4 protein-coding genes are annotated in these 16082 nt (G+C 61.8%); 1 reads left to right on the plus strand and 3 read right to left on the minus strand.

Annotation, left to right across the window (positions count from 1 at the left end):
• Positions 1-20: 20 nt before the first annotated feature.
• A complete protein-coding gene (locus ACVVH8_RS20465) occupies positions 21-13019 on the minus strand; it encodes a non-ribosomal peptide synthetase (RefSeq protein WP_475225991.1) in 12999 nt (4332 codons plus the stop codon).
• Between the two features lie 378 nt (positions 13020-13397).
• Between ACVVH8_RS20465 and ACVVH8_RS20470 the strand changes: the two genes are divergently transcribed.
• Positions 13398-13952, plus strand: a complete 555-nt coding sequence (locus tag ACVVH8_RS20470) for an RNA polymerase factor sigma-70 (protein ID WP_475225993.1) — start codon at positions 13398-13400, stop codon at positions 13950-13952.
• Between the two features lie 144 nt (positions 13953-14096).
• Here ACVVH8_RS20470 and ACVVH8_RS20475 read toward each other — a convergent pair whose 3' ends face one another.
• Positions 14097-15110 (minus strand): GNAT family N-acetyltransferase, encoded by a 1014-nt coding sequence (locus ACVVH8_RS20475; protein ID WP_401299557.1) that lies wholly within the window; start codon positions 15108-15110, stop codon positions 14097-14099.
• A gap of 86 nt (positions 15111-15196) precedes the next feature.
• On the minus strand, positions 15197-15994 hold the full coding sequence (locus tag ACVVH8_RS20480; protein WP_103304788.1) for a substrate-binding periplasmic protein: 798 nt from the start codon (positions 15992-15994) through the stop codon (positions 15197-15199).
• Positions 15995-16082 lie beyond the last annotated feature (88 nt).

Consider the following 16082-nt stretch of genomic DNA (forward strand, 5'->3'; position numbering starts at 1 on the left):
GCCGGAAAAGACCCTGGAGATTACAAGCCCTCCAGCTCCGCCATCAGGTCATTCAAGCGATCTACCTTCTCCTCGGTGATATCACTGGCCGCCAGGCCATTGATGTACTCGGCCAGTTCTTCCACCGTGCTGCACTCGAACATCGCTCGCAGCGGCACGTCGCGTTGCAGGGTTTTCTGCACCCGCGAGGCAATCTGTGTGGCTAGCAGCGAATGTCCGCCCAGTTCGAAGAAGTTGTCGCGCACACCGACTTTCTCGACTTTCAGAACCTCGGCCCAGATACCCGCCAGGGTCTGCTCCAGATCGTTGCGCGGAGCCAGGTAATCCTGGCTCTGCAACTGACCGATCTCCAGCACCGGCAAGGCCTTGCGGTCCAGTTTGCCGTTGGCGTTATGCGGCAACTGATCCAGCCACAGCCAGTGCAGCGGCACCATGTATTCCGGCAATTCGCTGCGCAGGCGCTGCTTGATCCGTTCCAGCCGTTCACCTGGATTCAATGCCGAATCAGCGGCGACCAGATACCCCACCAGGTGCTTGCCGTTGGCGCCCTCCTGAACACCGACCGCGGCATCACGGACTTCCGCTTGCTCGTGCAGGCGCGCCTCGATTTCACCCAGTTCAATCCGGTAACCGCGAATCTTCACCTGATGGTCGACCCGACCGACGTATTCCAGCACGCCATCGCTACGGCGACGCGCCAGGTCACCAGTGCGATAGAGACGCTCGCCCGGCGCACCGAACGGGTTCGGCACAAACACCGGCGCCGTGCGCAACGGATCGCTGACATAACCGCGACCGACGCCAGTACCGGCCACACACAACTCACCCACGGCCCCCAACGGCACCAGTTCCAGCGCGCCATCGAGCAAGTACAGCAAGTTGTTGTCGGTCGGCGTACCGATTGGCAGATAGCTGCCGCGCGTCGAGGCCATGTCGACACGGTAGAACGCTACGTCATCCGAACATTCCGCCGGGCCGTAAGCGTTGACCAGACCGATGTCCGGGTAACGCAGCAACCATTGGTGCGCCAGTTCCGGCGGCATCGCTTCACCGGTTGGCAACATCCAGCGCAGACCGTCGAGGCTCAGGCGATCCGAGGCCAGCATGCCTTGAATCAGCGACGGCACGCTTTCCAGCACCGTGATGCCTTGGGTCTGCACATGCACCAGCAGACCTTGCGGATCGTGGGCGATAGTGTTCGGCACGATGTCGACCCGCGCACCAAACAGCGGCGCGGCGAGGAACTGCCAGACCGAAATGTCGAAGCTTTGCGACGCGGTCTGCGCGATCACATCGGCGTCCGTCAGATTCAGGTACGGCACTTTGCTCAACTGGTTATTGAGCATGCCGCGCTGCTCGACCATCACGCCTTTCGGCAGGCCGGTCGACCCCGAGGTGTAAATAACGTAGGCGAGGTTATCCGGGCCGCTGTAGATGCCCGGGTTTTGCATCGAGATCGCCTGCGCTTGAACCTCTTCCCACACCAGCAAGCGTGGCCGATTGGCACAGCTGAACTCATCGAGCAACGCCTGCGCCTGGTCACGGCACGCCTCGCTGCACACCAGCACCGGCGTGCGACTCAGCTCGATGATGCGTTGCAGACGCTGACTCGGCAGCCCCGGATCGAGCGGCAAGTAACCGGCGCCAGCCTTGAAGCTGCCGATGATCATGCCCAGCAGGTCGAGGTTACGCTCGGCCAGCAACGCCACCGGTTGATCCATCTCCACCCCGGCCGCAACCAGCGCATGGCCGAGACGGTTGGCTTTTTGATTCAGCTCGGCATAGCTCAGTTGCTGATCGAGGCAACTGGCCGCGATGCGTTGCGGATGCGCTGCAACCTGTGCTTCGAACAGCGCAACGTAGCTCTGCTCCAGCGGATATTCGTGCTCACTCTGATTGCAACCGTGCAGCAGGAAGTCCTGTTCCTCGCTGCCCAGCAACGGCAGGTCAGCCATGTCGCCATGGAAACCATCGACCAGCGCCAGCAGCAGGCGCTTGAACTCGCCGAGCATGCGCTCGATGGTCGATTCGTCGAAATAACGCTGGTCATACGACAGATGCAGACCGAGGTCATCGCCGGGGTAGCACACCGCCGTCAGTGGGAAGTTGGTATGCGTACGGCCCGAATCCGAGGTGGCGTTAAGGCTTTGCGCACGGTCCAGTACCGAGACTTCCACCGGAGCGTTTTCGAACACGAACAGGCTGTCGAACAGCGGCTGGCCCTTGGGCAATTCGCTTTGTTCCTGGATGTTCACCAGCGGCAGGTATTCGTACTCGCGCAGTTGCATGTTGCTGTCGAGCAAACCACTGAGCCACTGCCGCACACTGGCGCGCTGATCGTCTGCCGGGATCTGCACTCGCAGCGCAATGCTGTTGATGAACAGGCCGACGGTGCGTTGCATCTCCGGCATTTCCACCGGACGCCCGGCCACGGTCACGCCGAAGAGCACGTCGCGATCACCGCTCAGGCGTCGCAGCACCAAGGCCCACGCCGCTTGGGCGAAGGTGTTGATGGTCAGTTGATGAGCCTGGGCCAGTTCGCGCAGACGGGCGCCGTCCTCGACATTGAGTCGGGTGTAACGGTCGCCGACGACCATGCCGCCGCTTTCACCGGCGTGTTCACGCAGGAACGGTCGATCACTCGGAATCGGCGTGGTGCGCTCAAAGCCTTGCAGGTTCTGCTGCCACCACTGACGCGCCTCGGCCAGGCTCTGGCGTTGCAGCCAGCCGATGTAATCGCGGTAACGCGGCGGTACGGCCAATTGAGCTTCGCGATCTTCGCCGAGCGCGGTGTAGATCTCGAAGAAATCGTTCATCAGCAGCGAACGGCACCAGGCATCGATAAGGATGTGGTGGTTGCTCATCATGAACCAGTAGCGCGCCGCGCCGACCTTGATCAGACGCAGGTGGAACGGTGCCTGATTGAGCAGATCGAAACCGGCCTCACGTTCGCTTTTCAGCAATGCTTGCAGTTTCGGTTCCTGCTCGGCTTCGCTGACGTTGCTCCAGTCGAGATACTCGATCGGCGTGCGACCCGGCGTGTGAATCACTTGCAGCATGTCTTCGCCAACGTTCCAGCAGAACGAGGCACGCAGTGCTTCATGACGGGCGACCACCGCTTGCCACGCCTGAGCGAAACGCTCGGGGTCGAGTTCGCTGTTGATGCGGTAGCGATCCTGCATGTAGTACAAGCCTGTGCCCGGTTCGAGCAAGGTGTGCAGCAACATGCCTTCCTGCATCGGCGTCAGCGGATAGACGTCCTCGATGTGCGCGGCGGGCACCGGCAAGGCATCGAGTTGCGCCTGTGTCAGTTTCGCCAGCGGGAAGTCCGACGGCGTCAGACCACCGGCCGCATCTTGCAGGCAATGCTCGATCAAGCTCTGCAATTCGCCGAGGTAGGCATCGGCCAGATCGTTAATGGTCTGCGTGTCATAACGCTCGGCGCTGAAGGTCCAGCGCAGCAGCAGCTCACCGCCGTAGACCTGACTGTCGACACTCAATTCGTTTGGCAGTGGCGCTTGCGGATCGTGTGCCGCGCCGACCGGTTCGTCGAGCGGACGGAACAGCGCATCACTGCCGAAGCTCTGGTCGAACTGGCCAAGGTAGTTGAAGGTGATCGGCGCATGCGGCAGCGCAGCCATGCTGTGTCGGCTGAGGTCATCGGCCAGATAACGCAGCACGCCGTAGCCCAGACCTTTGTGCGGCACCGCGCGCAGTTGCTCCTTGATCGCCTTGATCGAAGCGCCCTGCCCGGCGGCTTCTTCGATGTTGTGCGGGGTCAGGCGCAGTGGATAAGCGCTGGTGAACCAGCCGACAGTGCGAGTCAGGTCGATCTCGTCGAACAGGGTTTCGCGGCCGTGACCTTCCAGTTGAATCAGCGCCGACGGCCGGCCGCTCCAGCGGCACAACACGCGGGCCAGCGCCGTCAGCAACAGATCGTTGACCTGGGTGCGATAAGCGCTCGGCGCCTGTTGCAGCAGTTGTCGGGTGCGCTCGGCATCGAGGCGCACGCTGACGGTTTGCGCGTGACGGTTCTGCTGGCCGCCCTGCGAATTTGCGCAAGGCAGATCAGCGTTCGGACCGGCCAGTTGCGTCTGCCACCAGCTCAGCTCTTCACGCAGGGATTCGCTGCCGGCGTATGCCTGCAAACGCGCCGCCCAGTCCTTGAAGGCACTGGTTTTCGCCGGCAGTTTCACCGATTGTTCGGCGTCGAGCTGGCGATACACCGTTTGCAAATCATCGAGCAAGACCCGCCACGACACACCGTCGACCACCAAGTGGTGGATGGCGATGAACAGACGTTGCTGAGCTTCAGGACCATCGACCAGCAAGGCACGCAGCAGCGGGCCGTTTTCCAGATCGAGACTGCGTTGAGCATCGGCAAACAGCGCCTCGCACTTGTCCATCGAGGTCACGCGCACTTGACACAACACGGGCGCATCGGACAGCGGTTGATGCGTCGCTTGCCATGCTCCGCCGACCTCGCTGAAGCGCAGACGCAAGGCGTCGTGCTGTTCAATCACGGCCAGCAGCGCTTGCTCCAGACGATGCGGCTCCAGCGCCACGTTCGGCTCCAGCAACAACGCCTGATTCCAGTGCTGGCGCTCAGGGATTTCAGTGTCGAAGAACCAGTGCTGGATCGGCGTCAGACGCGACTCACCCGCAACCAGTCCTTGCTCGGCCGTTACTTGTTCACTGCGGCTCGCCACCGCCGCCAGGGTCTGCACCGTCTGATGCTGGAACAGGTCACGCGGGCTGAAATGAATGCCCTGCTGCCGCGCCCGGCTGACCACTTGAATCGACAGAATCGAATCGCCACCGAGTTCGAAGAAATTGTCGTTGAGGCCGACCTGCTCGACGTTGAGCACTTCGCACCAGATCTGTGCCAGGGTCTGCTCCAGCTCGTTGCTCGGTGCCACGTAATCCTGACGATTGAGCTCCGGATCCGGCGCCGGCAAGGCGCGGCGGTCGAGTTTGCCGTTGGCGGTCAGCGGCATGCTCGCCAGCAGGATCAGGTGCGTCGGCACCATATAGTCCGGCAGTTGGCTCTTGAGATGCGACTTCAGCGCTTCGCGCAGTTCGGCTTGTCTGGTTTCGTCTTGTTCGGCGATCTCGGTGACGAGGTAGCCAACCAATTGCTTGCCGCTCGGCGCATCCAGCGCCAGCACCACGGCTTCGCGGATTGAAGCGTGATCGAGCAAACGAGTTTCGATTTCGCCCAACTCGATACGGAAGCCACGGATTTTCACCTGATGGTCGATCCGCCCCAGATATTCCACCAGGCCATCGGCACGCTGGCGCACCAGGTCGCCGGTGCGGTACATGCGCCCGCCATCGGTGGCGAACGGGTCAGCGACAAAACGCTCGGCGGTAATGCCCGGACGGTCGTGGTAGGCCTGCGCCAGACCGGCGCCGCCAACGAACAATTCACCGGTCGCACCTTGCGGGACCAGCGCCAGGTCGGCGTCGAGGATGTACGCCACCCGGTCGCCGATCACGCTGCCGATCGGCACGCTGCCGGCGCCCTCCTCCAGCACGTCCGGGGCCAGACTGGCCAGCGGCATGACCACGGTTTCGGTCGGGCCGTAGGCGTTGAAGAACAGGCTTGGCTTGAAGGCTGCACGAATCCGATGCAGATGTTCGCCGGTCAGCGCTTCGCCGCCGGTGATGATCATCCGCACTGGCAGGATTTCGTTTTGCGTCGCGAGGAACTGCGCCAACTGGCTGCCGTAGCTCGGGGTGAAGCCGAGCACATTGATTCGATGGTTGCGGATCAAGCCGCAGATTTCTTCCGCGTCCCACTGCCCTTGCGCACGCAGCACAACCTGCGCACCGCTGAGCAGCGGCACCAACAGACGTTCTGTCGCGGCATCGAAGTTGATCGAATAGAAGTGCAGTTCGCAGTCGTCCGGGCGCATGCCGAAACGCTCGATCACGGCTTGGCAGTGCATGGCAATTTCGCCGTGGGAGACCACCACGCCTTTCGGTTTGCCAGTCGATCCCGAGGTGTAAATCAGGTAGGCCTGATGCTGCGGCAGGCTGATAAACGGCAGCTCAGTGGCTGGGTGATCGGCCAGTGTCGCGCTGTCATCCTCCAGGCACCAGCGCGCCACGCTTGCCGGCAAGTCTCCAAGCGCTTTGAACATTGCGCGATCACTGAGCAGCAGACCGATGCGGCTGTCTTCGATCATGTAATGCAGACGGTCGAGCGGATATTCCGGGTCCAGCGGCACATAGGCGCCACCGGCCTTGAGAATCGCCAACAGGCCGATAACCATTTCCAGCGAACGCTCCAACGCCAGTCCGACCCGCACTTGCGGGCCGACGCCACGCTGACGCAGAGCCCAGGCCAGACGATTGGCGCGGGCGTCGAGTTCGGCGTAGCTCAGGGTATGGCCAGCGAAGGTCAGGGCCGGCGCATCTTTGCGCACCAGTGCTTGCTCGGCAAACAGGTGATGAATGCACTGATCGAGACGATGCTCGCCCGGTTCGACGCCGAGGCTGTCGAGCAGTTGTTGTTGCTCTGGCGCATCGAGCAGCGGCAGTTCGCTGAGGCGCTGCTGCGGATCGGCGATCAACGCTTCGAGCAAGTTGCGCCAATGCCGCGCCATGCGTGCGATGGTTGGTTCGTCGAACAGATCGGTGCTGTACGTCAGGCAGCAACCGAGGCGATGGTCGAGGTCGGTGACTTCCAGGTTGAGGTCGAACTTGGTCGCCCGCGCATCGTTGGCCAGGTACTCGACGGTCATGCCGGCGAGCATGCGGCTCTGCTGGAACTCCCAGCGCTGCACGTTGCACATCACCTGGAACAACGGGTTGTACGCGGCACTGCGCGGTGGCTGCAAGGCTTCAACCAGATGATCGAACGGCAGATCCTGGTGAGACTGGCCTTCGATAACCGTGTGACGTACCTGCTCGAACAATTCGCCAACCGACATCATCCCGTCGAGCTGGCAACGCAGCACCTGGGTATTGAGGAACGCACCGATCAGCCCTTCACTTTCCGGACGGATCCGGTTGGCTACTGGCGCGCCGATGCGCAGATCGGTCTGGCCACTGTAGCGGTAAAGCAAGGTCGCGAGCGCGGCGGTCATGGTCATGAACAGGGTCAGACCGTTTTGCGCGTTGAACGCACGAACGCGGGCGGCGAGATCATCGCTGAGGTCGAAACGGAACAGTTCGCCCTGATGGCTTTGCACCGGCGGACGCGGACGGTCGCCCGGCAATTCCAGCAGCGGATGTTCGCGACCGAGTTGCGCGGTCCAGTAGTCGAGTTGACGTTGACGCTCGCCGGATTCCAGCCAGTTGCGCTGCCAGACGCTGTAGTCGAGGTACTGCACCGGCAACGGTTCCAGCGGCGAATCGCGGTCGTCGACAAAGGCTTCATAGAGCGCGCTGAGTTCACGGGCGAAGATGTCCATCGCCCAGCCTTCGGTGACGATGTGATGCAGGGTCAGGACAAAGTAATGCTCATGCTCGGCAGTCTTGACCAGACAGGCGCGCAGCAGCGGACCGGTTTCCAGATCGAATGGCAGGTGCGCTTCTGCATCGGCCAGTTGCTGGACGTTTTGCTCACGCTGATCGGCCGGCAGTTTCGAGAAATCCTTCCAGTCCATGCGCACGCCGGTCTCGGCATGCACCTGCTGACGGGCAACGCCGTCGACGCTCGGGAACGTGGTGCGCAGGGTTTCGTGACGCAGGATCAGCGCTTGCAGCGCCGCCTCGAAACGCTCGACATGCAACACGCCACGCAAGCGCGCCATGCCGCCGACGTTGTACGCCGGGCTGTCCGGTTCCATCTGCCAGAGGAACCACATGCGTTGTTGCGAATAAGACAGCGGCACCGGTTTGCTGCGGTCGACTTTTTCAATCGGTGGCTGCTTGTTGGTTTTTCCGCTGGCCTGAATCAGACGGATCTGTTCAGCGAAATCACCGAGTTCGCTGTGCTCGAACAGGGCGCGCAACGGCAGCTCAACGTCGCAAGCCTGGCGGGTGCGCGAGATGATTTGCGTGGCCAGCAGTGAGTGGCCGCCAAGGGCGAAGAAGTCGTCGCGCAGGCCGACTTGCGCCAGGCCCAGCACTTCGCGCCAGATCGCGGCGATCTGCTGCTCAAGTTCGCTAACCGGTTCGACGTGCTCACGTACTTGCCATTGCGGCTCGGGCAAAGCGCGACGGTCGAGTTTGCCGCTGGGGCTGAGCGGCATTTCGTCGAGGCGCATCAGCTGCGCCGGGACCATGTATTCCGGCAGCTCGGCGGCCAGTGCGGTTTTCAGTCGGGCGATTTGCGCGTCATGATCTTCGCTGACATCGGTCGCGGTGAAGTAACCGATCAGTTGTGCGCCAGCGGCGGTTTCGCGCACCAGCACCACGGCTTGGGCAACGCCGTCCTGAGCCAGCAGGCGCGCTTCGATTTCTTCCGGTTCTACGCGAAAGCCACGCAGTTTGACCTGCTGATCGAGACGGCCGAGGTATTCGATCACGCCGTCGGCTGTCCAGCGCGCACGGTCACCGGTGCGGTACAGACGCGCGCCCTGCTCGCCCAGTGGATCGACGACGAAACGTTCGGCGGTCAGCGCAGGGCGACCTAGGTAGCCACGAGCGAGGCCGATACCGCTGATGCACAGTTCCCCCGGCACACCGGCCGGGACAGGATTGAGATCGGCGTCGAGCACCCGGCAGATCACGTTGCCCAGCGGCCGGCCAATTGGCGAGCGTTCGCCATCGGCGTTGGTGCATTGCCAGTGGGTGACGTTGATCGCCGTTTCGGTCGGGCCGTAGCGGTTGTGCAGTTGCGCTGCTGGCAGTTGCGCCAACACGCGGTTGCGCAGTTCGGCAGGCAACGCTTCGCCGCCGGAGAAAACCCGGCGCAGGCTGGTGCATTCGGCACTCAGTGGCTCGTCGATGAGCAGCGAGAGCAACGGCGGAACAAAGTGCAGCGTGGTCACGCCATATTCCTCAACCAGTTGAGCAATGCGATGCGGATCACGGTGTTCACCGGGACCGGCAATCAACAGACGCGCGCCAGTGATCAGCGGCCAGAAGCATTCCCATACCGACACGTCGAAACTGATCGGCGCCTTTTGCATGAGCACATCGGTTTCATCGAGGCGGTAAGCGTTCTGCATCCATTGCAAACGCTCGGCCAGTGCCGCGTGGGTGTTGCCGACGCCTTTCGGCTGGCCGGTGGAGCCGGAGGTGTAAATCACGTAGGCGAGGTTGTCGCCGTGCAGGTGCAACCCCGGCGCCTGGCTTGGCCAGTTTTCCAGGTGCAGCGCGTCCATGGCGATAACGCTGACGCCTTCACTGGCCGGCAAGCGCTCGAGCAATTCGGTCTGGGTCAGCAGCAGTTCGACGCCGCTGTCGCTGAGCATGTAGGCCAGGCGATCGGCCGGGTAATCCGGATCGAGCGGCACGTAAGCGCCGCCAGCCTTGATGATCGCCAGCAAACCGATCAACAGTTGCGGCGAACGCTCGGCGGCGATGGCCACACAGACATCCGGGCCGACGCCTTTGTCGCGCAGGTAATGCGCCAGACGGTTGGCTTGAGCATGCAATTCGGCGAAATCGAGACTGCCGCCCGCCCACACCAGCGCGGTGCGCTCCGGGGTCTGGCGGACTTGTTCGTTGAGCAGCTCCGGCAGCCATTGCTCAGCTTTCGCGCACGGGGCGACGCTCCAGTCTTTCTGCTGATCGTGCTCGATGGCGGTGAGTATTTGCAGATCGCCGATGGCACGTTGCGGTTGCTCGCAAATATCGCGCAGCAGGTTGCTGAAATGTTCGGCCAGACGCTCGATGGTCGCTCCATCAAAAAGCTCATCGGCGTAGTCAAAGGACAGCGTCAGGCGACCGTTGCGATCTTCCTCGCTGTGCAATTGCAAGTCGAACTTGGCCTCGCGGCTGTGCCACGGCAGTTCTTCGGCGAGCAGACCCGGCAGGCGCTTGAGCGCACTCAGGTCCCGTTGCTGGTGGTTGAACATGACCTGGAACAGACCCTGTTCGCGGGCCTGCGGGAACGCTTCGAGCAACTGTTCGAACGGCAGGTCCTGATTGGCCTGGGCGCCGAGTGCGGCTTGACGCGTCTGGGCAAGCAGCTCGACAAAGGGCAGGCGAGCATCGACGTCGGCACGCAGCACCTGGGTGTTGATGAAGAAGCCGATCAGGCCCTGGGTTTCCAGGCGCGGACGGTTGGCATTCGGCACGCCGATGCGGATATCGCGCTGACCGCTATAGCGGTGCAACAGGCTCTGCAACGCCGAGAGCAACAGCATGAACGGCGTGGCTTGATGCGCCTGCGCGGTGTTGCGGATCGCTTCGCTGAGGCTGACGCTCAGACGCACGCTGTGGCGTGCGGCGCTGTGATTATGTTGAGCTGAACGTGGATGATCGGTGGCCAGTTCCAGCGTCGGATGCTCCTCGCCCAACTGCGCTTTCCAGTACGCCAGTTGTCGCTCGCCCTCGCCTTGCGCCAGCCATTGGCGCTGCCAACTGCCGTAGTCGGCGTACTGGGTGGGCAACGCTGCGAGTTCGGCGCGCTGCCCCTGGGAGGCTGCGGCGTACAGACGCGAGAACTCGTCGATCAATACGTTCAGCGACCAGCCGTCAGCGATGATGTGGTGCATCGTCACCAACAGTTGATGATCTTCGTCGTCGAGGCGAATCAGCGTCACCCACAGCAACGGGCCTTTTTCCAGGTCGAACTGGGTGCGCGCTTCGTCCTCGCGAATCTGCTGGGCGCGGGCTTCACGTTCATGGGCCGGCAGGTCGCTGATGTCGATCAGTTGCAGGTTGAATTCAGCCGCCGCGTCGATCTGTTGCAGGGCCACGCCGTCGCGTTCGACGAAGCGCGTACGCAGGGACTCGTGGCGCTCGATCAGTTGCTGGAAGCTGGCGCGCACGGCGTCTTCGTCCAGTTCGCCACGCAGACGCAGGCCACCGGGGATGTTGTAGGCGCTGCTCTGCGGATCTAGCTGCCAGGTGATCCACAAGCGGTTTTGCGCCAGCGATTGCGGCAGCGCTTGCGTGCGCGACAACGCGTTGATCTCGCCTTGGGCAGTGCCGCCATCCTGTTGCTGTTGCGCCACCGCAGCGGCGAATGCGGACAGGGTCGGAGCCTCGAACAGCAGACGCAGGCTCAACTCCAGACCGAGTTCTTCACGCACCCGAGCGATCACTTGCGTGGCGGCGATCGAGTTGCCGCCGAGCAGGAAGAAGTGATCGTCGGCGTTGATTTGTTTGACGTTGAGTTGCTCGGCCCAGATCCTCGCGATCAGTGCTTCGAGCTCGGAGGCTTCAAGGGTCGAATCGGTGCTTGTGGCTTCTGCGCTCGGGAACACCGCGTAGCTGTCGAGGCTGCCGTCGGCCAGGCGATTGCGGCAGGCCGAACGCTGCAGTTTGCCGCTGGACGTCTTCGGCAACGCGCCCGGGTTGAGCAGCACCACGACGCTCGGTGCTTCCTGATATGCCTCGGCGACTGCCTGACGGATGGCTTTGATCAACGCTTCGGGCGCAAGGATTTTCTGCACGCTGCGGCTGATTTCCGCCGCGATGCCGATGCCCTCTTCGCCGTTTTGAGTGACGGCGAACGCGGCGACGCGACCCTTGCGCACCACTTCCACTTCGCTCTCGACTGTCTTCTCGATGTCCTGCGGATACAGGTTGTGGCCGCGCACGATGAGCATGTCTTTCAGGCGGCCAGTGATGAACAGTTCACCCTCGCGCATGAACCCCAGGTCGCCAGTGCGCAGCCAGGTACGGCCGGCGTGCTGGACGAAGGTCTTGGCGCTGGCTGCGGGATTGCGCCAGTAACCGAGGGCGATGCTCGGCCCGCTGGCCCAGACTTCACCGACGGCATTGTCGGCGAGTTCGGCAAGACTGCCGGGCTCGACGATCAGCACCGCGTGATCTGGCTGGCTGATGCCGCAACTCATGATCGGGCTGCCGTCGCCGGGTTCGGCGCGGTTCTGCGCCAGCGCCTGATCGTCCACGCGCAGGGCTGGAATGCCCTTGCCGCGTGGCGTGCCGGCGACGAACAACGTGGCCTCGGCCAAACCGTAGGACGCCATGAAACTGTCTGCGCTGAAGCCACACGCGGCGAATTTTTCGGCGAAACGCTCATTGGTATCCAGACGAATCGGCTCCGAGCCGGAATACGCCACGCGCCAGCGGCTCAGGTCGAGACGCTCCATGGCCGACTCGCTGACCCGTTCGCTGCACAAGCGATAAGCGAAATCCGGCCCGCCGCTGATGGTGCCGCCGTATTGGCTGATTGCTTCGAGCCAGCGCAACGGCCGGCCAAGGAAGTACGCCGGCGACATGAGAATGCACGGCACGCCGCTGAAAATCGGTTGCAGCAGGCCGCCGATCAAACCCATGTCGTGGTACAGCGGCAGCCAGCTGACGATCACGTCATCCGGGTTTACGTCGATGCCGAAGCCGTGGCGGATCAGCAGTTCGTTGGCGACCAGATTGCCGTGGCTGACCTGCACGCCTTTGGGCAACGCGGTGGAGCCGGAGGTGTATTGCAGGAAGGCAATGTGCTCTGCCGGCAGGCTCGGCTCAATCCAGCGCTCGGCCAGTGCGTTGTCGAGGGTGTCGACGCACAACAGCGGCGGCGCGCCTTCGATCTGCTGCAACGCATCGCGCAGGTCGGCGCTGGTCAGCAGCAGGCGCGGTTCGGCGTCGGCGATGATCGACAGCAGACGCTCCTGGTGATGACGGCGCGCCGATTCCGGCGGATAAGCCGGCACCGCAATCACGCCCGCATACAGGCAACCGAAGAATGCCGAGACGTAGTCCGGACCGCTGGGGAACAGTAAAACCGCGCGATCTCCGAATTCGGCTTCGGCCTGCAACGCGGCGGCGATAGTGCGCGCTCGCTGATCCAGTTCGCGATAGCTGAGTACCACAGCCTGCTCTGCGTTCTCGGCAAGAAAACGCAAGGCCAGCCGGTCCGGGGTCAGGGCCGCGCGGCGCTGGAGGGCTTGGACCAGGGTGCTGGGGAGTTCGAACGCGTCGGTCATTTGGTTTCCTGCCTGAATTCGGCTTGCTAGTGGAATCGGGGTGCTGCGTCACGCCCATCCAGGGGCGTGGAGCGCATGCAGGACGCGGTCTACGCCGACCGCGCAAGGCATGGGAATGCTGTCTGGCCGGGGCTCTATAGCCGGAACCATTCACCAATGAGAACGGATGACGTCTTGAAATAATTAGTCCGCAGGCTGGATCGCCAATGGGGCCGGGGTGCGGCGGCGTGTCGCAGTTCTCACATCGCACCGATTTGACGCATTAGTTCTCTTTCTCAATTGACAATCATTATCATTCAACATAATTTGTCGCTCGATGTGTAGGACGGCCCCGTCCCCCAGGCGTCCCACTAACCTATTGGCAGCAAGGTGATTTCCATGACGGAACAAGTATCCACAAGCAGGTGCGATTCACCGCTACTTCAGGCATTCGTCGACAATCGACTGATTCTGGTCAAGATTGCAGCCCGCATTACCGGCTGCCGGTCACGCGCCGAAGATGTGGTGCAGGATGCGTTTTTCCGACTGCAATCGGCGCCACCGATCACGTCGTCGATCAAGGCTCAATTGAGTTATCTGTTCCAGATCGTGCGCAACCTCGCCATCGATCACTACCGCAAACAGGCGCTGGAACAGAAGTATTCCGGCCCTGAAGAGGAAGGGCTGAACGTGGTCATTCAAGGCGCGTCACCAGAAACCTCGCACATCAACTTCTCGACCCTCGAAAACATCGCTGACGCCCTGACCGAGCTGCCCAGCCGCACTCGCTATGCGTTCGAGATGTACCGCCTGCATGGCGTGCCGCAAAAGGACATCGCCAAGGAACTGGGGGTTTCGCCGACGCTGGTCAACTTCATGATTCGCGATGCACTGGTGCACTGCCGCAAGGTGTCGGGCAGTCGTCGGGATGCGGTGGTGATGGGTCGTCGTTAATCAGAGAAGTTGTGGCGCCCTCATTCGCGAGCAGGCTCGCTCCCACATACGACTGCATTTCTCCTGAAAGAACGCGGTTAAATGTGGGAGCGAGCCTGCTCGCGAAGGCGGCCTCAGGATCACAGAGATCCTGAGGCCTGGTCATCAAGCCAGTTTGCAGCGATCAAAAAACCGCTCGCGCCCCAGAATCATCAGCGCCGCACGCTTGTGCGGGAAATCGAACTCTTTCTCGCAATGGAAGCACTGATTTTGCATGTGGCCGATCATCTTCGCGTTGTCGGCACGCGGTTCGGCGACCACCCGCTGAGTACGCGGGTCATCCAGAAACAGGTAATGCACCAGCGCCGACAGCCAGCTCGCCACCTTGTGCGGACCGCGGTGATCCTCTTCCCCCACCAACATGTGAATGCCGCGGTCGTAATTGTCCGCGTCGTAAAACGGCGCGATGCGATCTTCCTTGGCCCAATAGGCTTCGAAATAGGCAAATGGCTGATCATCGAAACAGCCGATCAAGGTCAGCGTGTGCGGATCGGCGTCGAGTTTGCTCAGGTATTCGCGATGCTTTTCGAGGCTGCCCTCTTCTTGCCAGAAACTGGCCACTCGCGGGCTGTTCTGCCAGCGATTGAAGCGCGGCAGGTCTGCTTCGATTTCGACCGTACGCAAGGAAATCCACGCCCCCAGCCGCGCATCAAAACGCCGATAGACTTCACCGCGCGGTTTGACCGGGCGCAGCGGATGGCGTTTGCCACTGCTGATGACCATTTGCTGCGGATAGCTGCCGGTCAGCGAAGTACCGAGCCACGGTTGTGGCAATTGCCAGAACAAGCCGCGCTCACAGCGGTATTCACCGGCCACTTCAGTGCTCACCAACAAACCGCTGAGCAAGGCTTCGCTCGGCGGCTCGTCGAGTTGCCAGGTCAATTGCCGGCACTCGGGATCGCGCGCAAACAGCCAATAACAGGCCGCCCACAGCGCCTGGACAGGCGGCAGGGCAAACCGCTCATCGATCTGGATCGGCCCTTGGGCCTCGCGATCAAGACGTAGGCGAATCAGCGGTTGCCCGTCCAGGCTCAGGCTCAGACGGCTTTCGGTTGCATCGGCTACCAAGTGGCTGCCCGAAGGCAAGGCCAAGGCAGTCAGGTCATTCAGATTGGACATGGGTCGGGCTCACGATAATCGTCGACAGTTCAACGATGGGACGTGAGCCGAGCGGGGAAATTTAGCCTCAGCGGCAAATCAGTGCCTCAATGGTGAGGCACCGGCACCACGGCAATCCGGTACGGCTCGAAAATCTTCAGCATCTCGCCGTTGTCGCGCAGACCTTGCAGCAATTTGCCGAATGCGTCACCGCTGATCGGCGCGGTCGGACGCAAGATAGCGTAGTGGTGATAGATCTGATCAATGCGCTGCGATACCAGCAACTCATCGCGCACTTTTTCGTTTCGCAGCAGGTAATCACTCAGATAGGAACGGGTCACCAGCGCAATGTCCGCGCGCCCGCGCAGCACCATCAACAGGTTGCTGTCATGGGAATAGGTCAGCGTGGCATTGAAATTCTGCGCGAGAAATTTTGGATCGGCATTGAAGCTGGCGAATTCGTAGTGATAACCGCTGAACAGCGCCAGACGCTTGCCGGTGAGGTCGGCAAAGTAACTCTGCTGGCGGCCGTCCTCGCGTTGCGCGACGAATATTTCAGCGTCCTCCAGACCCATATCGACATCGCTGTGGGGAATTTCCTTCCAGCCCCACTCAGGGTTTTCGAAGATCGCCATGTCGATGCGGCCCTGCTTGAAATCACCGAACCGGCGAGGAATCGAGGTCGGAACCAAGACAAATTGATAGTCGCTTTGCAGGCGGTTCAACGCCTCGACCAACTGCGGCAACAGACCCGTGTCGGCACCGTTTTCCGGGCGAACGGTGTAAGGCGGAAAATGCGCCGCACCGACCCGAACCAGTTGCGCTGCCTGAGCGGGCAATACCCATATTGCAGCCAGCGCTGCGAGCAATAAACCCGCGGCCGTCCGAATTGGCGAAGACTTCAAAACACCCCACTCCCCGAAAAAATACCGATCAATGCATTCAAGCTAGGCGGTTTCGCCCAGTTAGCCAGTTTCCCGACTCGATAGAAAG

Source organism: Pseudomonas trutticola BRTCR10, from assembly GCF_056155105.1.

Bases quoted from the DNA above. Each gene is read 5' to 3' on its own strand.
- ACVVH8_RS20465 (WP_475225991.1), bottom strand. From the start codon at position 13,019: ATGACCGACGCGTTCGAACTCCCCAGCACCCTGGTCCAAGCCCTCCAG.
- ACVVH8_RS20470 (WP_475225993.1), top strand. From the start codon at position 13,398: ATGACGGAACAAGTATCCACAAGCAGGTGCGATTCACCGCTACTTCAG.
- ACVVH8_RS20475 (WP_401299557.1), bottom strand. From the start codon at position 15,110: ATGTCCAATCTGAATGACCTGACTGCCTTGGCCTTGCCTTCGGGCAGC.